22 protein-coding genes are annotated in these 22054 nt (G+C 29.1%); 13 read left to right on the forward strand and 9 right to left on the reverse strand.

The window, feature by feature from the left end; all coding sequences use genetic code 11:
- Positions 1–393 precede the first annotated feature (393 nt).
- The 7 genes from gyrA to dnaA form a co-directional block, all read right to left on the reverse strand.
- Positions 394–2937 (reverse strand): DNA gyrase subunit A, encoded by a 2544-nt coding sequence (gene gyrA, locus ACQPUY_RS16470; RefSeq protein WP_430842938.1) that lies wholly within the window; start codon positions 2935–2937, stop codon positions 394–396.
- A 21-nt stretch (positions 2938–2958) separates the two neighbouring features.
- Positions 2959–4872 (reverse strand): DNA topoisomerase (ATP-hydrolyzing) subunit B, encoded by a 1914-nt coding sequence (gene gyrB / locus ACQPUY_RS16475; RefSeq protein WP_430842940.1) that lies wholly within the window; start codon positions 4870–4872, stop codon positions 2959–2961.
- A gap of 54 nt (positions 4873–4926) precedes the next feature.
- Entirely contained in the window at positions 4927–5187 is a 261-nt protein-coding gene (gene remB, locus ACQPUY_RS16480) for an extracellular matrix regulator RemB (protein ID WP_430842942.1), read from the reverse strand.
- 13 nt (positions 5188–5200) lie between these two features.
- Positions 5201–6286: a DNA replication/repair protein RecF gene (recF, locus tag ACQPUY_RS16485; protein WP_430842944.1), complete on the reverse strand. Its 1086-nt coding sequence runs from the start codon at positions 6284–6286 to the stop codon at positions 5201–5203.
- Between the two features lie 64 nt (positions 6287–6350).
- Positions 6351–6557 (reverse strand): S4 domain-containing protein YaaA, encoded by a 207-nt coding sequence (gene yaaA, locus ACQPUY_RS16490; protein ID WP_430842946.1) that lies wholly within the window; start codon positions 6555–6557, stop codon positions 6351–6353.
- A 46-nt stretch (positions 6558–6603) separates the two neighbouring features.
- Positions 6604–7704, reverse strand: coding sequence for a DNA polymerase III subunit beta (gene dnaN / locus ACQPUY_RS16495; protein ID WP_430842948.1), 1101 nt, complete (start codon positions 7702–7704; stop codon positions 6604–6606).
- A 273-nt stretch (positions 7705–7977) separates the two neighbouring features.
- On the reverse strand, positions 7978–9333 hold the full coding sequence (gene dnaA, locus ACQPUY_RS16500; protein ID WP_430842950.1) for a chromosomal replication initiator protein DnaA: 1356 nt from the start codon (positions 9331–9333) through the stop codon (positions 7978–7980).
- A 532-nt stretch (positions 9334–9865) separates the two neighbouring features.
- Between dnaA and rpmH the strand changes: the two genes are divergently transcribed.
- The 12 genes from rpmH (at position 9866) to ACQPUY_RS16560 (ending at position 19700) form a co-directional block, all read left to right on the forward strand.
- A complete protein-coding gene (gene rpmH, locus ACQPUY_RS16505; RefSeq protein ID WP_156627817.1) occupies positions 9866–10000 on the forward strand; it encodes a 50S ribosomal protein L34 in 135 nt (44 codons plus the stop codon).
- Between the two features lie 60 nt (positions 10001–10060).
- Positions 10061–10411, forward strand: coding sequence for a ribonuclease P protein component (gene rnpA / locus ACQPUY_RS16510; RefSeq protein WP_430842953.1), 351 nt, complete (start codon positions 10061–10063; stop codon positions 10409–10411).
- A complete protein-coding gene (yidD, locus tag ACQPUY_RS16515; RefSeq protein WP_430842955.1) occupies positions 10411–10620 on the forward strand; it encodes a membrane protein insertion efficiency factor YidD in 210 nt (69 codons plus the stop codon). The genes rnpA and yidD overlap by 1 nt, the downstream gene beginning before the upstream one ends.
- Before the next feature lie 18 nt (positions 10621–10638).
- Positions 10639–11406, forward strand: a complete 768-nt coding sequence (gene yidC / locus ACQPUY_RS16520; protein ID WP_430842957.1) for a membrane protein insertase YidC — start codon at positions 10639–10641, stop codon at positions 11404–11406.
- A gap of 31 nt (positions 11407–11437) precedes the next feature.
- On the forward strand, positions 11438–12061 hold the full coding sequence (jag, locus tag ACQPUY_RS16525) for an RNA-binding cell elongation regulator Jag/EloR (protein ID WP_430842959.1): 624 nt from the start codon (positions 11438–11440) through the stop codon (positions 12059–12061).
- 162 nt (positions 12062–12223) lie between these two features.
- The gene (gene mnmE / locus ACQPUY_RS16530) at positions 12224–13603 is read left to right on the forward strand and encodes a tRNA uridine-5-carboxymethylaminomethyl(34) synthesis GTPase MnmE (RefSeq protein ID WP_430842961.1); all 1380 of its coding nucleotides are present in this window, start codon (positions 12224–12226) and stop codon (positions 13601–13603) included.
- Between the two features lie 13 nt (positions 13604–13616).
- Positions 13617–15491 (forward strand): tRNA uridine-5-carboxymethylaminomethyl(34) synthesis enzyme MnmG, encoded by a 1875-nt coding sequence (gene mnmG, locus ACQPUY_RS16535; RefSeq protein ID WP_430842963.1) that lies wholly within the window; start codon positions 13617–13619, stop codon positions 15489–15491.
- A 17-nt stretch (positions 15492–15508) separates the two neighbouring features.
- Positions 15509–16228: a 16S rRNA (guanine(527)-N(7))-methyltransferase RsmG gene (rsmG, locus tag ACQPUY_RS16540; RefSeq protein WP_430842965.1), complete on the forward strand. Its 720-nt coding sequence runs from the start codon at positions 15509–15511 to the stop codon at positions 16226–16228.
- Positions 16229–16435: 207 nt separating this feature from the next.
- Entirely contained in the window at positions 16436–17212 is a 777-nt protein-coding gene (gene noc / locus ACQPUY_RS16545; protein WP_430842967.1) for a nucleoid occlusion protein, read from the forward strand.
- 268 nt (positions 17213–17480) lie between these two features.
- Positions 17481–18242 carry a ParA family protein gene (locus ACQPUY_RS16550; protein WP_430842969.1) on the forward strand — a complete coding sequence of 254 codons (762 nt, stop codon included), beginning with the start codon at positions 17481–17483 and terminating at the stop codon, positions 18240–18242.
- A gap of 16 nt (positions 18243–18258) precedes the next feature.
- Positions 18259–19104: a ParB/RepB/Spo0J family partition protein gene (locus ACQPUY_RS16555; RefSeq protein WP_430842971.1), complete on the forward strand. Its 846-nt coding sequence runs from the start codon at positions 18259–18261 to the stop codon at positions 19102–19104.
- Positions 19105–19199: 95 nt separating this feature from the next.
- Positions 19200–19700, forward strand: coding sequence for a DUF4446 family protein (locus ACQPUY_RS16560; RefSeq protein WP_430842973.1), 501 nt, complete (start codon positions 19200–19202; stop codon positions 19698–19700).
- A 204-nt stretch (positions 19701–19904) separates the two neighbouring features.
- Here the strand turns inward: ACQPUY_RS16560 and yyaC are convergent, their stop codons facing one another.
- Both yyaC and ACQPUY_RS16570 read right to left on the reverse strand, forming a co-directional pair.
- Positions 19905–20495, reverse strand: coding sequence for a spore protease YyaC (gene yyaC, locus ACQPUY_RS16565; protein WP_430842975.1), 591 nt, complete (start codon positions 20493–20495; stop codon positions 19905–19907).
- A gap of 47 nt (positions 20496–20542) precedes the next feature.
- Positions 20543–21694 (reverse strand): aminotransferase class V-fold PLP-dependent enzyme, encoded by a 1152-nt coding sequence (locus ACQPUY_RS16570; protein ID WP_430842977.1) that lies wholly within the window; start codon positions 21692–21694, stop codon positions 20543–20545.
- A 119-nt stretch (positions 21695–21813) separates the two neighbouring features.
- On the opposite strand from ACQPUY_RS16570, the gene ACQPUY_RS16575 reads away from it, so the two are divergent.
- Entirely contained in the window at positions 21814–22053 is a 240-nt protein-coding gene (locus ACQPUY_RS16575) for a DUF3343 domain-containing protein (RefSeq protein ID WP_430842979.1), read from the forward strand.
- Position 22054: the final 1 nt, after the last annotated feature.

Here is a 22054-nt window from a genome sequence, read left to right on the forward strand (position 1 = left end):
TGCTGGTTTATTTTATACTTAACTTATATTCTGTTCAATTTTCAAAGACCATTTTTCTTCGTCGCCCTCAAGCGACTTCATTATCTTATCACTTGTTTTTTTATTTGTCAACAACTTTTTTAAGTTATTTTCAAATTTATTTGCCGCATCTCTCAGCGACGAGATTTATCTTACCACTTAAAATTATTATCGTCTTATTTATATTTACTATTATGACGAATTTATTTTTATTATACTTTTTTTTTCTTAAATTTTCTTTATTATTCTAATATTGATACACCAGGATAAGATTACGTTAGTTTCAATATATTTTATTTAAAAATATGAAAAAATCGTAATTAATTTACATTTAATACATCTAAATTAATTACGATTTTTATTATATCCATGACTTTAATCTTCTGTTATACCAAAGTCATCTACTACTACTATTTCATTTTCTATTTCAGTGTTTAAATCTTCTGAATAAATTGATTCATCATTTTCTCCTAATGATAATTGTTCTTCCTTTTCCTCATTTCCACCTGATATTTTTGCAATTGCAGCAATCTTTTCTTCCTCAGATGTTCTCATAAGTGTTACTCCCATTGCTGATCTGCTTGTAACAGATATATCAGAAACATTAATTCTTATTGCAACACCACTTGTATTTATTAACATAAGCTCATCTTCTAACTTACATACAGTAGCACCTACCACTTTTCCTGTCTTTTCTGATAGTTTATAAGTAATTAATCCGGTTCCACCTCTTCTTTGAACCTTATACTCAGTAATTGGAGTTCTCTTACCAAATCCATTTTCACTTATAACTAATAAATCCTCATCTTCTACAGCTATATCCATACAAACTGCAATATCATTATCTCTTAAATTTATAGACCTAACTCCTGATGCCGTTCTTCCCATAGGCCTTACATCTACCTCATTAAATCTAATAGCATTCCCCCCCTGAGTTACTAAAATTATATCAGCATCTCCACGTGTAACCTTAACTTTAAGAAGTTCATCTCCATCTCTTAAGTTAATAGCTATTAAACCATTCTTTCTAAGGTTTTTAAATTCAGATAAAGGTGTTTTCTTAACTAATCCTTGTTTTGTTGCCATAAATAAGAATCCATCACTAACATCATCCCTTATAGTAAGAACAGTTTCTATTCTCTCATCCTGTTCTATAGCAATAAGATTAATAATATTAGTTCCCTTTGCAGTTCTTCCAGCGTCAGGTATTTCATATGCTCTTAATTTATAAACTCTTCCCTTATTTGTGAAGAATAGTACATCTGAATGGGTTGAAGTAATATTTACATGCTCTACAAAGTCATCTTCCTTAGTAGACATTGCCTGTATTCCTCTTCCCCCTCTTCTTTGAGCTGAATAAGTATCTGCTGATATTCTCTTTATATATCCTGAATGAGTTAATGTAACTACTACATCCTCCTCTTGAATAAGGTCCTCTATATCAATTTCATTCATAACTTTTTCTATAGAAGTTCTTCTATCGTCATTATATTTTCTCTTAATTTCAATAAGTTCTTCTTTAATTACAGATAATAACTTTTCTTCACTTGCTAATATTGACTTTAAGTATTCTATTTGTTTCATAATCTCAGCATACTCTTCTTCAATCTTATCTCTTTCTAAGCCTGTAAGTCTTCTTAGTCTCATTTCTAAGATTGCTTGTGACTGCTTATCACTCAATCCAAATCTATCCATCAATGTATTTCTAGCTATTTCACTAGTTTTTGATGATCTAATAATACTTATAACTTCATCGATATTATCAAGAGCAATTCTCAATCCTTCAAGAATATGTGCTCTTGCTTCTGCCTTATTTAATTCAAATACTGTTCTTCTAGTTACTACTTCCTTTTGAAACTCTATATAATAACTTAAAACTTGCTTTAAGTTTAAAATTTTAGGCTCATTATTCACTAGAGCTAACATTATTACTCCAAAAGTATCCTGCATCTTTGTATGCTTATATAATAGATTTAAAACTACATTTGGATTTGCATCCTTCTTTAGTTCTATAACTATTCTCATACCTTCTCTATCTGATTCATCTCTTAAATCAGATATTCCAACTATTCTTTTATCCTTTACTAAATCTGCTATATTTTCAATAAGCTTAGCTTTATTTACTTGATATGGTATCTCAGTAACAATTATTCTATGTCTATTGTTTTCTTCCTCAATTTCTGCTTTTGCCCTAACTATTATTCTTCCCTTACCAGTTTCATAGGCAGCTCTTATTCCTGCCTTTCCCATAATAGTAGCCCCTGTTGGGAAATCTGGCCCCTTAATTGAAGTCATCAATTCTAAAATAGTTGCTTCTGGATTATCTATAAGCATTATAGTCCCATCTATTATCTCTCCTAAATTATGTGGAGGAATATTAGTTGCCATACCAACTGCTATACCTGATGATCCATTAACTAAAAGATTAGGATATCTTGATGGTAAAACTACAGGTTCTTTCTCTTCACCATCAAAGTTAGGAATAAAATCTACTGTATCCTTAGTTATATCTCTTAACATTTCAACAGCAATTTTATTCATTTTTGCTTCTGTATATCTCATAGCGGCTGCACTATCCCCATCTACAGACCCAAAGTTACCATGACCATCTACAAGCATGTATCTCATTGAGAAATCTTGTGCCATTCTTACAAGCGCATCATAAACAGAAGTATCACCATGTGGATGATATTTACCTAAAACCTCTCCAACTATTCTTGCACATTTTCTATATCCTTTTTCTGGTGCTAATCCAAGTTCATTCATAGAATATAATATTCTTCTATGTACTGGCTTTAGCCCATCTCTAACATCTGGAAGCGCACGACCAACTATAACACTCATGGCATAATCAATATAGCACCTCTTCATTTCTTTATTTATATCTACCTCTATAACTTTTCCTTCATTTAAGCTCATGTACCTCACCTCGCTTTAGTACTAAATATCTAAGTTACTTACCTTCTTAGCATTTTTGTGTATAAACTCTCTTCTAGGTTCAACCTTATCACCCATTAATATAGTGAATATTTCATCAGCTGCTATAGCATCTTCTATGGTTGCCTTTAATAATATTCTTTTTTCAGGATCCATAGTTGTATCCCATAATTGAGATGCATTCATTTCACCTAGACCTTTATATCTTTGAATATTAGTTGAGTTATCTTTACCTCCAATTTCTTTAAGTATTGATTCAAGCTCCGGATCTGAATATGCATAGTATTCCTTTTTATTCTTCTTAACTTGATATAATGGTGGTTGAGCTATATAAACGTGTCCTCCATCTAATAGTCCTCTCATATATCTAAAGAAGAATGTTAATAATAGCGTTCTGATATGAGCACCATCTACATCAGCATCTGTCATTATTATAATTCTATTATATCTTAACTTACTCTCATCAAAATCTTCACCTATTCCAGCTCCAAATGCAGTTACCATAGACTTTATTGAATCAGCAGTTAAAATTCTATCTAATCTTTGTTTCTCTACGTTTAGTATCTTACCCCTCAATGGTAGTATAGCTTGGAATCTTCTATTTCTTCCCTGTTTAGCTGAGCCACCCGCAGAATCTCCCTCAACTATATAGATTTCACATTCTAATGGATCTTTAGATGAGCAGTCTGCTAATTTCCCCGGTAATGATGATCTTTCTAAAACTGATTTTCTAGTTAATTCTCTAGCCTTCCTAGCTGCATCTCTAGCTCTTGCTGCCATTAATGCTTTTTCTATAATTATTTTTCCTACATTCGGATTTTCCTCAAGGAATATAGAAACACCTTCACCAACTATTGAATCAACTACACTTCTAACTTCAGAATTTCCAAGCTTAGTCTTAGTCTGACCTTCGAATTGTGGTTCAGATACTTTAACAGAAACTACAGCTGTTAATCCTTCTCTAATATCATCTCCAGATAAATTCTTATCACTTTCTTTTATATGATTAAATCTTTTACCATAGTCATTTATAACTCTTGTCAATGCAGTCTTAAATCCTGATAAGTGTGTTCCACCCTCTATGGTATCTATATTATTTGCAAAAGAATATAGATTTTCATTATATCCATCATTATACTGAAGTGATACTTCAGCAATTATTCCATCCTTTTCACCTTCTACATAAATAGGCTCTGGATGCAATACTTCCTTGTTTCTATTTAAGTAAGCAACGAATTCCTTTATCCCACCTTCATAGTGGTAAACTTCTTGCTTATCCTCTTCTCTTTTATCTGTCAGAATTATCCTAATTCCCTTATTTAAGAATGCTAATTCTCTTAATCTATTAGCTAAAATTTCAAAATCATATTCAGTTTCTTCAAAAATCTCATCATCTGGTTTAAAAGAAACCTTTGTTCCATGTTCTGTAGTTTCTCCAATCTTAGCTAAATCTGATAATGCAACTCCCCTATTATATTTTTGCTTCCATACTTCTCCATCTCTTGATACAGTAACTTCACACCATTCAGATAGAGCATTAACAACTGATGCACCAACACCATGTAATCCACCAGATACCTTATATCCACCTCCACCGAATTTACCACCGGCATGAAGTACTGTCATAATGACTTCAACAGTAGATTTACCCATTTTGGGATGTATTCCTGTAGGCATACCTCTACCATTATCTATTACTGTTATTGAGTTATCCTCATTTATTGAAACTAATATTTCATCACAATATCCAGCTAAGGCCTCATCTATACTATTATCGACTATTTCATAAACAAGGTGATGCAATCCTCTCGAACTAGTAGTTCCTATATACATCCCTGGTCTCTTTCTAACTGCTTCTAAGCCCTCAAGAACCTGAATTTGACTTTCATCATAACTTTGCTTATTATTTTCCAACATAATCTCCTCCTTTACGAAATTTTATTTTAACCTGTTGAAGATTTAAAATTGGAATTATGGATTATAATCTATATTTGTTCTCTTTGTTAAAGTTGAAGATGATATTGGTGATAAATAAATTTTACTCATCTTATTTACTTCAGCTATAACAAAAGATTTAGGTTTCTCTTTTGAAATCCTTTCTACAAACCCATCTTCCTCTGCCATTCTTAAAAAAGAACTTGTATCTGAGCTATACATAGTAGTTTGTAAATCAAAAATTCCAATTACATCCTTAATTGGAACGACAACATTTTCTCCTAAATGTAAAAACATAAGAATTCCTCCCTTAATTTAGGATTTCACCATCCTTAACCTTAAAGACCTTGGAACTATCATCTAAATAATTTGTAAGATCTTCTATTCCTGTACATGTTATTATTGTTTGAATTTCCCCTATAGTACTTAAAATATATCTTTTTCTACTGAAATCCAATTCTGATAAAACATCATCTAGCAATAATACCGGATACTCTGATGTTAACTCCTTTATGATTTTTAAGGAGGAAAACTTCATTGTTAGAACAGCACTTCTTTGCTGACCTTGCGATCCGAAACTCTTGGTATCTATATCATTAATAAGCACAGTAAAATCATCTCTATGTGGCCCAATGCTAGTTGAACCTTTTTCAATATCTTTATTTCTATTTTTCTTTAATAACTCATAAAAGTTATCTTCTATATTTTCTAAGTCTTTTACTGTGCTTATATACTTAAATTCTATATCTTCTTTACCAGAAGATATATCCTTATGTATATTCTTTCCATAAAAATTTAACTTATTAATATATTTTATTCTTTCTGTTATTATGTGATAACCAAAACTTGCTAGTTGAATATCATATATATCTAAAATATCTTTATCCGCATTTCTTTTCTTCAAAAGAATATTACGCTCATTCAATACTTTATTATATTGGACTAAGTTATAATAATATTTAGAATCTAATTGACATAGTTCCATGTCAATAAATTTTCTTCTAACACCAGGTGAATCCTTAATTATTCTTAAATCCTCTGGTGAGAACATAACAACGTTGAAGTTTCCAAATAACTCTCCAATTTTAGCAGCCTTAATTTTATTTATTCTAATTGCCTTTTTGCCATCTTTAAGTATATTTATATCAATTGTTTTATCGAGTCTATCCCTACCTACTAACACACTTACATAAGCACCTTCAGCATTCCAATTAATTAATTCCCTATCCTTAGAAGTCCTATGGGATCTCGCAAATGCACAATAATAAATGGCTTCAAGAATATTAGTCTTACCTTGAGCGTTATCCCCCATAAATACATTTACATTCTTCCCCAGTGTTATATTTAAAGATTTGTAATTCCTATAATTCAATATTTGTATTTTCTTAATATACATACCTAACACCTATTTTAATTATAACATATTAGAGGAATAAAAGTAATTATCAGGTTAATGGCAATTAAACTACTCTATATTCTTCTCCATTGAACTCTACTACATCACCTTGCCTAATTTTTTTTCCTCTTTGAGTACAAATTTCACCATTTACCTTAACCATCTCATCTAAAATATACATTTTAGCTTCTGATCCTAATGAAGCTGCTCCGCACCATTTTAAAAAAGAATCTAATTTAATAAATTCTGTAACTATTTTAATCTCATTCATTTTCCAATTTAATGCATATAAATACAAATTTTATGCATATTCCTTTCTATCTTAATAGTCTAACTGGTAATACTAAATATTTAGAATTGTCTCCATTCTTGCATTTAATTACACAAGGACTAACACTTGAAGTCATTTCTAAAACAACTTCATCGTCTTCAATATTCTTTAGCACATCTAATAAATATCTAGAGTTAAATGCAATTTGAATTGATTCACCTTGCAGATTTATACTCACTTCTTCTCTCACCTTTCCCAATTGAGAATTTGAAGTTATTATCATAGTATCTTCTTGAACATCTAATTTAATTAAATTACTATTACTATCTTTAGCCATTAAAGATGCCCTTTCAATACAGTTTTGTAATTCTTGCTTTTTTACATCAATAGATATCTTATGTTCTTGAGGTAGTAAAGAAACATAGTTTACAAATTTACCATCTAATAACCTCGATATAATTTTAGTATTATTTAGGTTAAATAATATGTGATTATTAGTAAATGTTATTTTTACTATTTCTGAAACATCTTCTAATATTCTTGATACCTCATTTAGAGTTTTTCCTGGAATAACAACTTCGATATCATTGTCATTATCTAAAAATGCATTTCTTATTGCTAGTCTATAACCATCTAATGCAACTAAATTTAGGATTTTATCTTTAACTTCAAATAATATTCCTTGTAATATTGGTCTAGTCTCATCTTGAGCTATTGCAAATGATGTTCCTCTTATCATACTTTTTAATATATTTTGAGGAACTTCAACTGATAGATTTTCATTTATTTTAGGTAATTCTGGATAATCCTCACCATTCATATAAACTAGGTTAAATATTGATTTTTCACAAGCTATTTGCATGATATCATTTTCTAAAGTTTCAATAGTAACTTCTGAATTAGGAAGTTTTCTTATTATTTCTCCAAATATTCTAGAATCTATTACAATCATACCCTCTTCTTGAACATCAGCTTCTACTTTAGTCTCAATGGAAACATCCATATCTGATCCTATTATAGTCAATCCATCTTTTTTTGCAGTTATATATATTCCTTCTAGTATAGGCATTGTTGTTTTTCCTGTTATAGCCTTACTAGATATAGATATACCTTCTTGTAGTTTTTGTTTTTCACATATAAACTTCATATAAAAAACCTCCTTAATTTATAAACATATAATATCCACTGAAATATCATAGATATATAGATTAATATATAGATAAAATTTAATAATAGTAGTAATAGGGGCTGTTGATATGTTGATAAGTGGTTTAACCCCTTGAAAATACTAGATTATTTATAAAAAAATATTGTGGATAAGTGAAGCAAAAATTACATATCTTATCCACAGTATTAACAAGTAATATTGTTTTTAGTAGTTATCCACAAATAATTCAATATACTTATGTACATTTGTTGATTAATTTTGAGTTAGTTTCTTTGTTATATCATTTACTGTGTGTTGTAGACTTTCATCTGTATTTAAAGTATCAGATATTTTTTCATAAGCATGTATAACAGTAGTATGATCCCTTCCTCCAAATTCTTCACCGATTTTTGGCAATGACATATCTGTAAGCTTCCTACTTAGATACATAGCTATTTGTCTAGGATAAGCTACATTTCTAGTTCTCCTTTGAGATTTTAAATCTTCTACCCTAAGATTAAAATAAGCAGCAACAACATCTTGTATAACATCTATAGTTACATTTTTATTTTGCTTATTTGAGATTATATCCTTAAGAGCTTCACTAGCTAGTTCCACAGTTATTGGTCTGTTAGTTAATGACGAATATGCTACTATTCTAATTAAAGCACCTTCAAGCTCTCTAATGTTAGACTTAATTTTTGTTGCAATATAGACCATTACTTCATTTGCTACATTTAATTTTTCTACATCTGCTTTCTTTTTAAGAATAGCCATTCTAGTTTCAAAATCTGGTGGTTGAATATCAGCAATTAAACCCCATTCGAATCTTGAACGTAGCCTATCTTCCAATGTAGGAATTTCTTTAGGTGGTCTATCTGATGATAAAATTATTTGCTTATTTGCATCATGTAATTCATTAAATGTATGGAAAAACTCCTCCTGAGTTCTTTCCTTTCCTGCTATAAACTGAATATCATCGATTAGTAAAATATCCACACTTCTATATTTATTTCTAAACTCTTCATTTTTATCGTCTTTAATGGCGTTAATAAGCTCATTAGTAAACTTTTCCGAAGAAACATATACTACTTTTGCATTAGAGTTATTTTGAAGAGCATAATGACCAATAGCATGCATTAAGTGTGTTTTTCCAAGTCCAACGCCTCCATAAATAAACAGAGGGTTATAAGCCTTAGCAGGAGCCTCTGCAACAGCTAAAGATGCAGCATGAGCAAATCTATTACTATTACCAATGACAAAAGAATCAAAGGTGTATTTAGGATTTAATGTACTAGACATTTCATCATTTACAGTAACAGATGATTTATCATCAAGCTTTGTATTCTTCTCTTCCTTTTCGTCAACTTCTTGAATATCGGATGCAACTATAAAATCTACCCCGTAAAGTTTTGAGCAAGCAGCCTCTATGGAGTTTACAACTAAGTCCTTATACCTTTTTTCCAAGATGTCTTGAGTAAAGGAATTTGGAACGCTGATTTTTATAGTATTGGAAGATATAGAAATAGGTTCGCAGCTTTTAATCCATGTATTAAAGCTAACTTCACTCATTTCACCTTTTATAATATTTAATGTTTTTTCCCATAATGATTTAAGATCATTATTCATTGTATATCCTCCATAAAAAAAAATTTAGTTTAAGATATATTAGTTAATAACAATATATCAACACATTTATTAACACATGAAAATGAATGTTAATAAATATAATATAAATAATCACATGTTAATAATTATGTTGATAAAATAATTTATAAAAAATTATCCACAATATCATTATGTACATTTTTACACATTATTAACATAGTATAAAAGCATTAATTTAGCTAAAAATAGAGTATAATAGATAAGAAATAAATAAAAAGCGAACAAGTTATTCACAATTTAATCCACAACTGTGGATAAGTTCACTTTAAAAATAAATTATTCACATTCATTACTAATAATAACATAAGTTAAATAGAGTATTCAAGAAGTTATCCACAAATTCTGTGATAATATTGCTTATATTTATCAACAGAATTTGAAAATTATAGTGTATTGACATAAAAACCTGATATATATATAATAATAAGGTAAATTTAAAAATGGGATTATAGTTTTTACTATAGAAATTACAATTTAAAGGGGGTGTAGTGAAATGTTCATGACATACCAACCAAAAAAGAGACAAAGAAAAAAGGAACATGGATTCAGAAAGAGAATGAAAACTTCATCAGGAAGAACTGTTCTTAAGAGAAGAAGACAAAAAGGTAGAAAAAGATTAACAGCATAAGGGCCGCAAATAGTGGCCTTTTTTCTGCAATAGCAGGAAAAAAGGAGTATAAAGTTTCTAATGATGTACAGGTTAAGAAAAAACAATGAATTTAAATTAGTTTATAGAAGGGGAAGATCTTTAGCTAACAATCTTTTAGTTTTATATATATATAATAATAGAAGAAATAAGACTAAAGATGGTCATACTTATAATAAAGTAGGAATTTCAGTTAGTAAAAAGGTTGGAAATAGCGTTGTCCGTAGTAGGAGTAAACGATTGATAACTGAAAGCTATAGGTTGAATGAAAAAGATCTTAAATCGGGCTATGACTTTGTTTTTGTAGCTAGAAGTGCCATTGAAGGAAAGAGCTACTTTGAAGTAGAAGAAGCTATGAAAAAACTTTTTTCAAAGGCAGGCTTATATAGATAATGAAAAAAATAATGTTGAAATCTATACATTTATATAGAAAATATATTTCACCAATGAGACCACCAACATGTATTTATGTTCCTACATGTTCAGAATATGCGATAGAAGCTATAACTAAATATGGAGCGATAAAGGGTGGTTTTTTAGCTATAAAGAGAATCTTAAGGTGTCATCCATTTGCTAAAGGTGGATATGATCCATTAAAATAAGGAGGTTACGCACAAAATATGATGAGTTTCTTACAACCTATAACAAACTTTTTGACGGTTATATTTGAAGGTATGCATAAGATAATCTTAAATCTATTTAATATGGAGCCAAGTGGGGCATCATATATATTAACAATTGCATTATTTACACTAATAATAAGATTATTAATTCTTCCTTTTAATATAAAGGCAAATAGATCTAATGCAAGAATGCAGGAAATTCAACCAGAATTAAATGCAATTCAAAAGAAGTATGCTAATGATCCTCAAAAGATGCAGGCTGAATATTCAAAATGTATGAAGGAAAATAATGTAAGCATGCTTGGGGGATGTCTTCCATCATTATTACCATTGCCAATACTTTTTGCACTTTACTATGTATTTTTGAACATAGATAAGTCATCTGTAATTCATCCATCATTCTTATGGATACCGGATGTATTTGAAAAAGACCCTTATTTTATATTACCAGTATTAGCGTTCTTAAGCACATATGTACCAAGTTTATTATTAACTAAATCTATGCCTAAGAATGAAAATGGTCCGCAAATGAATATGGGATCAATGAACTTAATGATGGCAGGTATGATGGGGATAATGGCAATTAACTTTAAATCTATCCTAGTGATTTACTGGATAATAGGTGGAATTATTCAATTAGTTCAAACTTATTTCTTAAATTACATGCCAGCTAAGAAGAAGATGCAAGCTAAGGAAGAAGAAGCAAAATTAAAAGCAGTAGTAAATGCCAAAAAAGCAACACCAAAGACTAAGAAAAAAAATTAAATATTTAGTATTACTAGGTGGTGAATAGGGTATGAAAACATTAGAAATGACAGGTAAAACTGTAGGTGAAGCATTGGAAAATGCCTTAAAACAATTAAAACTTACAGAAGATAGGGTTGAATATGAAGTTTTAGATGAAGGTTCTAAGGGATTTTTGAATTTTATAGGTACGAAACCTGCTAAGATATTAGTTAAAGTAAAAAGGGACTATAAAGAAGAAGTAAGATTATTTTTAAGAAATGTTCTTAATAATATGAAAGTACAAGCAGAGATTAGGATTAAAGAAGAAAAGGACGTAATTAATATTGATTTAACTGGTCCTAAGATGGGAATTATAATAGGATATAGGGGTGAGACCTTAGATTCTTTACAATACCTAGCTTCTTTAGTTGTTAACAAGGATCACGATATTCCTTATAAAAAGGTAGTTCTGGATATCGAAAATTATAGAAAAAAAAGAGAAGAAACTTTAGTAAGAGTAGCTGAAAAAACTGCATATAAAGTTATAAAAACAAGAAGACCTTATAAACTAGAATCAATGAATCCTTATGAAAGAAGGATAATACACTCTGCTTTACAAGATAATGAATATGTTTATACTTTTAGTGAGGGAGATGAACCTCATAGAAGAATAGTAGTAGATATTAAAAAATAAAGGTGGGGAGGCCGTAAGGCTTTCTTGCCTTTTATTTTTTGATATCTATCACTTATTTATTTATTTTGACTTACTATAAATAGTTTTGTAAAATGAATATTAGTTAAAAAGGGATATACTATAAATACAGACTTATTTAAGTCAAGACAAGGAGGATAGAAGTTGAAAGAATTTGATACAATTTGTGCTATATCAACAGCTATTGGTGAAGGTGGAATTGCAATTATCAGAGTGTCTGGAGATAAGGCTTTAGATATAGTATCTAAGATATTTAGGCCTAAGAACGGTAAAGATATAAAAGAAATGAAAACTTATACTATGAGATATGGGCACATAGTTGACATAAATACTAATGAGTTAATAGATGAAGTAATTATTAGCTACATGAAGGGTCCAAGAAGCTTTACAGCTGAGGATACTGTTGAAATAAATTGTCATGGTGGAGTAACATCTACTAATAAGGTATTAGAAACTACCATTAAAGCTGGTGCAAGACTAGCAGAACCTGGTGAGTTTACTAAGAGAGCATTTTTGAACGGAAGAATTGATTTATCTCAAGCAGAGGCTGTTATGGATTTAATAACTGCTAAAACTGAACTTGCCATGAAATCTGCTTTAATGCAAAGTAATGGATCCTTATCACAAAGAATTAATAAGCTTAATGAGTATTTATTAAATGTGTTAGCATTAATAGAATATGCTGTAGACTTTACTGAAGATGATGAAGAAATAGACCCAACAATTCCAATTAGAGTTAAAGAAAGCTTAGAAAAAGCTCATGAGGATATCGAAAAACTTCTTAAGAGCGCAGATGAAGGAAAGATAATTAGAGATGGATTAAGCTTAGCTATAGTGGGTAAGCCCAATGTAGGAAAGTCATCTTTATTAAATGTTCTTCTTAAAGAGAAGAGAGCAATAGTAACAGATATAGCAGGTACTACTAGGGATGTCATAGAGGAATATATTAACTTAGATGGAATTCCAGTTAAGATTATAGATACTGCAGGAATTAGAGAAACTGAGGATTTAGTTGAAAAGATTGGTGTTGAGAAATCTAAAGAAAAGATTAATGAGGCAGATTTAGTCTTATTGGTTTTAGATTCGTCAAGGGAACTTGATAAAGAAGATATTGAAATAATTGAGGCTATAAAAAATAAAAAATCTATAGTTTTATTAAATAAAATTGATTTAGAAAATAAAATAGATAATTCATTATTAAAAAAATTTGAAAATATAATAAAAATTTCAGCTAAAGAAGATATTGGTATAGATGGTTTGAAAAATGAGATTAAGAAGATGTTCTTTAGTGGTAAAATAGATAGCGAAAGTTTAATCATATCTAATTCAAGACATAAGCAGGCTTTAATAAGAGCAGGCGAGAACTGCAATGAAGCTCTTATAAGACTAAATAATAATGAATACTTAGATTTAATTTCAATATTTGTAACAGCAGCATTAAAGGCTTTAGGTGAAATTACAGGATCAGAATTAGAAGAGGATTTAGTTAATAAGATATTTAAAGAATTTTGTTGTGGAAAGTAGGAGAAATATAAATATGAAATATAAAGCAGGAGAATATGATGTAGTAGTTGTTGGTGCTGGTCATGCTGGTTGTGAAGCTGCATTAGCATCAGCTAGAATGGGCTTAAAGACATTAATATGCACTACAAATCTTGATTCTGTAGCTATGATGCCATGTAACCCTAATATAGGAGGAACTGCAAAAGGACATTTAGTAAGAGAAATTGATGCTCTAGGTGGAGAAATGGGTGTTAATATAGATAATACTTTTATTCAATCTAGAATGTTAAATACTTCAAAGGGCCCAGCAGTTCACTCCTTAAGGGCTCAAGCAGATAAGAAAAAATATCAGTACAGAATGAAGAGTGTTTTAGAAAATCAAGAAAATTTAGCTTTAAGACAATTAGAGGTTGTAGAGTTAGATGTAGAGGATGGAAAAATTAAAGGTGTTCTTACTAAAAATGGGGGATACTTTAATTGTAAGGCTGTTATATTAACAACAGGAACTTATTTAAGAGCTAAAATTATCATAGGTGATGTAACATATAACAGTGGCCCAAATGGATTATCAGCTGCAAATGAACTATCTCAATCTTTAATAGATTTAGGAATAGAATTAAGAAGATTTAAAACTGGTACTCCAGCAAGAATAAATAAAAGAACAGTAGATTTTTCTAAGATGATAGAGCAACCTGGTGATGAAAAGATAGTTCCATTTTCTTTTATGAGTGGAGATATTTCAAGAGAGCAGGTTTCTTGTTGGTTAACTTATACTAGTGAAGAAACTCATAATATAATTAGAGATAATATAGATAGATCTCCAATGTATAATGGACTAATCGAGGGGGTAGGTCCTAGATATTGTCCATCTATTGAAGATAAGGTTATGAGATTCCCAGATAGAGAAAGACATCAATTATTTGTAGAACCAGAAGGTGAAGATACTCAAGAAATGTATGTTGGAGGAATGTCTTCATCATTACCAGAAGATGTTCAATTACAAATGTTAAGAACAGTACCTGGTCTTGAGAATGCAGAAATAATGAGAACTGCATATGCTATCGAGTATGATTCAATTGATCCAACACAACTAAAGCCTACATTAGAGTTTAAAAACTTTGAGGGATTATATGGAGCTGGACAATTAAATGGTAGCTCAGGATATGAAGAGGCTGCAGGGCAAGGACTTGTGGCAGGTATTAATGCTGCTTTAAAAATAAAAGAAAAAGAGCCTATGATCTTAACTAGATCAGATGGATATATAGGTGTTTTAATAGATGATTTAGTTACAAAAGGTACTAATGAACCGTATAGAATGATGACTGCAAGAGCAGAATATAGATTATTATTAAGACAAGATAATGCAGACTTTAGATTAACTGAAACTGGTTATAAGGTTGGACTTGTAACTGAAGAAAGATATCAAAAGTTTATAACTAGAAAAAATAATGTAGAAAATGAAGTTAATAGATTAAAAGAGCTTCAAATAACAAATAAAAAAGAAGTTAATGACTTCTTAGTTTCTAAAGGCTCAGTTGAATTAAAGAAACCAATCAGTTTTTATGAGCTTATAAAGAGACCTGAATTAGATTATTTTAATTTGTCTGAATTAGATCCAGATAGACCAGAGTATAGTGAGGATATTGGTGAACAAATTAATATAATTACTAAGTACGAAGGTTATATTAGTAGCCAATTAGATCAAGTTAAGCAATTTAGAAAATTTGAGAAGAAATTACTTCCAGAAGATATAGATTATAAGGAAGTTAAGGGTTTAAGAACAGAGGCTATTCAAAAGTTATCTAATATTAGACCTATTAGTATAGGGCAAGCTTCTAGAATATCAGGAGTTTCTCCAGCAGATATATCTGTACTATTAATATATTTAGAACATCAATATAAGAAATAAGCTTTTATGGAGGAAATATGGAATATTTTCAATTAATGAAAGAAGCTTCATTAGAAGTTGGACTAGATTTAACTGAAAAACAGTATAATCAGTTTATAACATATATGAAGCTTTTGCAGGAATGGAATGAAAAAATAAATCTTACTGCAATAACTGAAGACGAAGAGATAATTAAAAAACATTTTATTGATTGTATTAAGGCTTTTAAGTCTAACGCAGTTAAAAATGCAAAAAGTATTATAGATGTAGGTACGGGGGCGGGATTTCCTGGCCTACCAATAGCTATAATGAATCCCGATATAAATGTAACATTATTAGATTCATTAAACAAAAGAATTAACTTCTTAAATACTGTCGTATCTGCTTTAGAATTAAAAAATGTAATTACGATCCATTCAAGAGCGGAAGATGGAGCAAGAAAACCAGAATTTAGAGAGAATTTTGATGTAGTAACATCAAGAGCTGTTGCTAATATGGCTGTTTTATCAGAATTTTGTCTACCTTATGTAAAGTTAAATGGACATTTCGTTGCACTTAAGGGACCAGCTATAGAAGAAGAACTTAGAGAAGGGCAAAAGGCTATTAGCACCTTAGGTGGAAAATTAGAAAATATAATAGAAGTAAATATCGAAGAATCAGATTTAAAACATAACATTGTAGAAGTTAAGAAGGTTAATAAATGTCCTAAAACATATCCAAGAAAAGCAGGCACAATAAATAAGAAGCCTATTAGATAATGTATTCTACAGCATATGTTAATAAAATTAGTCGATATGAGAAGCAATACCTAATTATATGAATTCATTTGTAATTTTATATAAGATAATAAGTGAATTTGTCTTACAAAATTAGGAAATAAAAGAAGGAAATAATAAAGAAAAATAGAATTTTTAAATTATTGAGTTTAGTGGTAATTTATTTTAATAAGGGATGGTTGGGTGCATATGAATAGAGAAATTACTAATATAAGTGTAGATAGAATATTTCCAAATACCTATCAGCCAAGAAGATTTTTCAATGAAGAGGCTTTAGAAGAATTATCTCAATCTATAAAGGAACATGGAATTATTCAGCCTATTACAGTTAGAAAAAGAGGAGAAAATTTTGAGTTAGTTGCAGGGGAAAGACGTTGGAGAGCCGCAAGGATGGCATCACTTGAATCTGTTCCGTGCAATATAATTGAAATAACAGATAGTGAATCTGCAGAAATTGCGTTATTAGAAAACTTACAAAGAGAGGATTTAAACTTTATTGAAGAGGCTGAAGCTTATTATAATTTAATTAATGATCATAAATTTACTCAAGATGAACTTGCAAAGAGAATGGGTAAAAAGCAATCTACTATAGCTAATAAGCTTAGATTATTAAAGCTTAGTTCAAAAGTAAGAGAAGTTTGCCTAAATAATAAGTTAACAGAAAGACATGCAAGAGCTTTATTATCATTACCTAATGAAGAATTACAACTTAAAGTTGTTGAAAAAGTTGTTAAGGATTCTCTTAATGTTAAATCTACAGAAGAATTAATAAATAAAGAGTTATTAAAATTAGCTGGAGAAGAATTAAATAATAAGGAAAAGAAGAGAGTCAAGAGTGTTTTTCCTGCAAAGCTATATGTTAATACAATTAGACAAGTTTTTGATAAATTTAATATACCAGCTGAATATAAATTTAAGGAAGAAGAGGAATTTATACAAATAACCGTTTCTATTCCTAAGAAGTAAGTATAAGGCACTTTGTGCCTTTTTTATTTTATAAAATTATAATTACTAATAAGTTATTTATAGATTTAATATTTTATTGAACCTAATAATCATAGAATTAGTATGTAATTAGTGCGTAAATATTACATAAATATTATATTTAGAAAAATTTATAAAATAATATAATATTTATTCACTTTTTTATTATGTTAATCTTTTAATATTATTTAAAACTATATATAATATTAGTATGTGAAGGGGGGTGAAGCTCTAAAATAGAGCTTTTTAGATGAAGAAGGTTTGTATATTTAATCAAAAGGGTGGAGTTGGAAAGACTACAACAAACATTAATCTATGTGCATTTTTAGCAATGGAAGGATACAAGGTATTAACTATAGATATAGATCCCCAAGGAAATACGACTAGTGGATTAGGTTTAGATAAAAGAAATTTAGAAATGTCAATGTACGATGTTATAACATCAGATGCTTCATTAAAAGAAGTAATTTTAAAAAGTGAGCTAGTACAGAATTTAGATATAGCTCCTTCAACCATGGAGTTAGCAGGTGCGGAAGTAGAAGTTATAGGAAAAGAAAATAGAGAAGTAATTCTAGCTAATAAAATTAAGGAAGTAGAAGATGACTATGATTTTATATTTATAGATTGTCCGCCATCTTTAGGAGTACTTACAATTAATGCACTTACTTCTGTTGAATCCGTATTAATACCAATTCAATGTGAATTTTATGCTTTAGAAGGAGTTGGACAACTTATTAATACAATTAAACTTGTTAAAAAATCTTTAAATAAGGACTTAGAAATAGAAGGTGTAGTCATGACTATGTATGATTATAGAACTAATTTAAGTAATGAGGTTTTTGAAGAAGTAAAGAATTTTTTCAATGAAAAAGTATATAATACTACTATTTCTAGAAATATTAGATTAGCTGAAGCCCCAAGTTTTGGGTTACCAATTATGCTATATGATGAAAAGTGTAAAGGTGCAGAATCTTATAGAAATTTAACTAGAGAATTCTTAAGTAGGCAATAATAAGTAGGTGATTAATATGAATAAGAAGTCAGCATTAGGAAAGGGATTAGGAGCTTTAATTCCTAACGATGTTCAAGTAAAGGAAAGTAACAAACCGACGGTTATTTCATTAAATTTAATTAAGAGTAATGATGAGCAACCTAGAAAATCCTTTGATGATGAAAAGATAGCAGAATTAGCTCAATCTATAAAAGAGCATGGAATAATTCAGCCAATTATATTAAATAAGAAAGATAAATATTATGTTATAGTTGCAGGAGAAAGAAGATGGAGAGCTGCAAAGCTATTAGGATTAAAGGAAGTTCCTGCAATAGTTATGGAATTAACTGATAAGGATATATTAGAAGTTTCGTTAATAGAAAATATTCAAAGACAAGATTTAAATCCAATTGAAGAGGCCTTAGCTTATAAGAAACTTTTAAGCGATTTTGATTTAACCCAAGAAGAATTAAGTAAGAGAGTAGGAAAGTCAAGAGTGGCTATTAGTAATATTATTAGATTAACAGGACTTTCTGATACAGTAAAGCAATATTTAATAGATGAAGTTATTACTGAAGGACATGGTAGATCATTACTAGCAATAGAAGATCCTAAACTTCAATGCGAAATAGCTCAAAAAGTTATTGATGAAAAATTGTCTGTTAGGGAGCTTGAAAGATTGATCAAATCTTTAAAGGTTGAAAAGCAACCAAAGGAAAAAGTAAGAGAGTTAAATCCTTATTATAAGGATGTTACTGAAAGACTTCAAAATTACTTTGGAACTAGAGTTAACATAAGTAATAAAAATAATAAAGGGAAAATTGAAATAGAATATTATTCAGATGAAGATTTACAGAGGATATTAGAAATAATTGATTTATAAATGTTTCACGTGAAACATTTATTTGAAATTTTTATTAAATTGTTTCACGTGAAACATTATAGTGTTATTTCTGAGCTTAGGAAGGAGCACTTAAAGTGGAGTATTTAATTAATATAATAAATGAAAACATTGCTTTTATACTTATTGGATTACTAGTGATTATATTCTTACTGTTTATTCTAGTTATTTCATTAATGAGATCTACTAAGAAACTTGAGAGGAGATATACAAGACTTATGAGAGGGGCAAAATCTAAAAATCTTGAAGAGCTTATTACATCAAAGTTAGATGAAATTGATAAAGTTATGGCTAAATCACAAAAAGCAATTAATGAGTGTGAAGTGATTAAAGAAGAAATTAAAGGCTGCGTAAATAAAGTAGCAATAATGAGATATAAAGCTTTCCCAGATGTAGGTAGCGACTTAAGCTTCTCTATAGCTATATTAGATTCATATAATGATGGAGTATTAATTACAGGTATTTATTCAAGGCATGATAGTACTACTTATGCAAAACCTGTTGATAAAGGAATATCTAGATATGAATTATCAGAAGAAGAATCATATGTATTAAATGAAGCAATAAATAAAAAATAGAATATTTAAATGAGCTATTACAAAACTAAATTATTGGCTTTGTAATAGCTCATTTTTATTATACCAGGAAATTATAAAAATGTTACTCTGTGAATAGCGCTTTATATTTTTCTTCCTTTAGCTCTGAATTGTTTCTATTAATTATGCGATGATTTGGAGCAAATGCGACGGAATAAGAAAAAATATATAAAAGTACCTTTTTATTTAGTATAGTGCTAGTGAGTCTGAAGTATCTATAATTTTTTTTGTGAAATAAATTATACCTTGAGATATACAATCTGCTAATGACATAACAGTATATAATCGTGTATTTTGTAATATTATAAATTCATAGTTTCCGGATATATTAACTATTCCAGTAATACTTAAGTCTCCAACAAGAGGTAAATCTTTATTTAGAGCCAGGCCAGGTGAAATAGGCTTATTTTCTATAAATACTTTTCCAATATTATTAATTTTACCAAGGCAGGAATCTATAGCGATTATATATGGATTATTAAAGTTTGCTTTTATTCTATCTATTATCTCTAATATGTTTTTAGAATGAATTGGATTTTCTAAGGAGCCATAAATATAAATATTATTTTTAGGTAGTTCTTTATAAAATGATTTTAATTTATATCCAACTAATGGTCCAAGCGAATCTCCAGTACATCTATCAGTTCCTATACATATGAAAACTATTTGTCTATTATCTTTAATAATTTCTTTTAGATTTCTATATAAAAATTCTCCAAGTTCAATATAGGAACTTGGAAATAGTGAGTCTATAGTTAATTTATTTTGTGAAACCATAAAAAACCTCCTTTATTGAAATTATTGACAATAAGGGAGGTTAGTATTCATTTTGATATTTTACTTAATGAATTTAATGTATATTCAATATCTTCTTTATTATTAAAGTAACTAAGACTTAGTCTTACAGTTCCTGTAGGGAAACTCCCTATGGTTTTATGAGCAAGAGGGGCACAATGCAGGCCAGATCTATTTTTTATCCCAAAATCACTGTCTAACATAAATGATAATTCAGCAGTATCTATTCCTTTAATATTAAAAGATACACATGATGTATAATTATCATTATTAATATCTTCATATAAAATTATATTATTTATATTTCTTAATCCTGAGACTAATTGATTTCTTAAAAATTTATTTTTTTCGTAGATAGTTTTCAAACCTTCTGATTTTATAAATTTAATTCCTTCCATTAGTCCAACTATACCTGGCATATTAAGTGTACCTGACTCAAATTTATCTGGTAAAAAATCTGGCTGTATAAGAGAATGAGAAAGACTTCCTGTTCCACCTAATATATATGGATTACATATTTTATTTAATTCATCACTAATAATGAAGCCTCCTATACCTTGGGGACCAAATAAGCTTTTATGTCCAGTAAAAGCTAATGCACTTAAATTGAGTTCTTGAAAGTCTACATTTAAAACTCCAGCTCCCTGAGCAGTATCAAGTATGAAATAAATATTATTTTCTTTGCATAGTTTGCCTATCTCAATTATAGGTTGAATGCTACCTGTAACATTAGATGCTTGAGTTAAAATTATAAATTTAGTATTTGGTTTTATCATATTTCTAATATCTTCAACATTAATAAATCCAAATTTATCTGCTTCTATTATATCTAACTCAATTATATTATTTTCTTTTAAATTAACTAAAGGTCTTAGTACTGAATTGTGCTCCATAGAAGATGTAATAATATGGTCTCCTTTTCTTGAACATCCATTAATTAAAGTGTTTAGAGAAGTTGTTATATTATTAGTAAAAATAACATTATCTATATTTTTAAAGTTAAAAAAGTTAGCAATAGTTTCCCTAGCCTCTAATAACAATCTATTAGATTGAAGACCGTTCTCATGATTAGAGCGACCGGGATTTCCACCTATATTAGTTAAAAAGTTATATATAGAATCAACCACATTTTGAGGCTTAGGGAATGTAGTCGCAGCATTATCCAAGTATATATTATTCATGAAAGTAACTCCTTTATAAAAATATTAAACTATATTAAAATTATAGAATATATTATCTTCATTTACAAAAATATATATAATATAATTAAATATAAATATAGATTATTAAGGAGGAGAATATGAAATATTATATTATAGTTTTTAAGAATACTCTTGATGCAATGAATGGGGAAAAAGCATTAAAAGAAGAAAATTATATTTTTAAAATGATGCCAACCCCTACAGCCATAACTCAAAGTTGTGGAATATGTGTTAGAATAGAAGATAAAAAATACATAGATGAGATAATTGAAAGGAATATTATAAGATATAAAAACATTTATATTAAAGAAGAAAATGGATTTAAAGAAGTAGTATAGG

The organism is Clostridium nigeriense, from assembly GCF_050585245.1.
GTDB classification, from domain to species: Bacteria; Bacillota; Clostridia; order Clostridiales; family Clostridiaceae; genus Clostridium; species Clostridium nigeriense_A.

Coding starts and splice junctions, on each gene's coding strand:
- ACQPUY_RS16570 (WP_430842977.1), bottom strand. CDS start 21,694: ATGAATAATATATACTTGGATAATGCTGCGACTACATTCCCTAAGCCT.
- yidD (WP_430842955.1), top strand. CDS start 10,411: ATGAAAAAAATAATGTTGAAATCTATACATTTATATAGAAAATATATT.
- remB (WP_430842942.1), bottom strand. CDS start 5,187: ATGTTTTTACATTTAGGAGAAAATGTTGTCGTTCCAATTAAGGATGTA.
- gyrA (WP_430842938.1), bottom strand. CDS start 2,937: ATGAGCTTAAATGAAGGAAAAGTTATAGAGGTAGATATAAATAAAGAA.
- ACQPUY_RS16575 (WP_430842979.1), top strand. CDS start 21,814: ATGAAATATTATATTATAGTTTTTAAGAATACTCTTGATGCAATGAAT.
- noc (WP_430842967.1), top strand. CDS start 16,436: ATGAATAGAGAAATTACTAATATAAGTGTAGATAGAATATTTCCAAAT.
- jag (WP_430842959.1), top strand. CDS start 11,438: ATGAAAACATTAGAAATGACAGGTAAAACTGTAGGTGAAGCATTGGAA.
- yidC (WP_430842957.1), top strand. CDS start 10,639: ATGATGAGTTTCTTACAACCTATAACAAACTTTTTGACGGTTATATTT.
- ACQPUY_RS16550 (WP_430842969.1), top strand. CDS start 17,481: ATGAAGAAGGTTTGTATATTTAATCAAAAGGGTGGAGTTGGAAAGACT.
- rsmG (WP_430842965.1), top strand. CDS start 15,509: ATGGAATATTTTCAATTAATGAAAGAAGCTTCATTAGAAGTTGGACTA.
- recF (WP_430842944.1), bottom strand. CDS start 6,286: ATGTATATTAAGAAAATACAAATATTGAATTATAGGAATTACAAATCT.
- dnaA (WP_430842950.1), bottom strand. CDS start 9,333: ATGAATAATGATCTTAAATCATTATGGGAAAAAACATTAAATATTATA.
- yyaC (WP_430842975.1), bottom strand. CDS start 20,495: ATGGTTTCACAAAATAAATTAACTATAGACTCACTATTTCCAAGTTCC.
- rnpA (WP_430842953.1), top strand. CDS start 10,061: ATGATGTACAGGTTAAGAAAAAACAATGAATTTAAATTAGTTTATAGA.
- dnaN (WP_430842948.1), bottom strand. CDS start 7,704: ATGAAGTTTATATGTGAAAAACAAAAACTACAAGAAGGTATATCTATA.
- ACQPUY_RS16555 (WP_430842971.1), top strand. CDS start 18,259: ATGAATAAGAAGTCAGCATTAGGAAAGGGATTAGGAGCTTTAATTCCT.
- yaaA (WP_430842946.1), bottom strand. CDS start 6,557: ATGAATGAGATTAAAATAGTTACAGAATTTATTAAATTAGATTCTTTT.
- mnmG (WP_430842963.1), top strand. CDS start 13,617: ATGAAATATAAAGCAGGAGAATATGATGTAGTAGTTGTTGGTGCTGGT.
- rpmH (WP_156627817.1), top strand. CDS start 9,866: ATGTTCATGACATACCAACCAAAAAAGAGACAAAGAAAAAAGGAACAT.
- gyrB (WP_430842940.1), bottom strand. CDS start 4,872: ATGTTGGAAAATAATAAGCAAAGTTATGATGAAAGTCAAATTCAGGTT.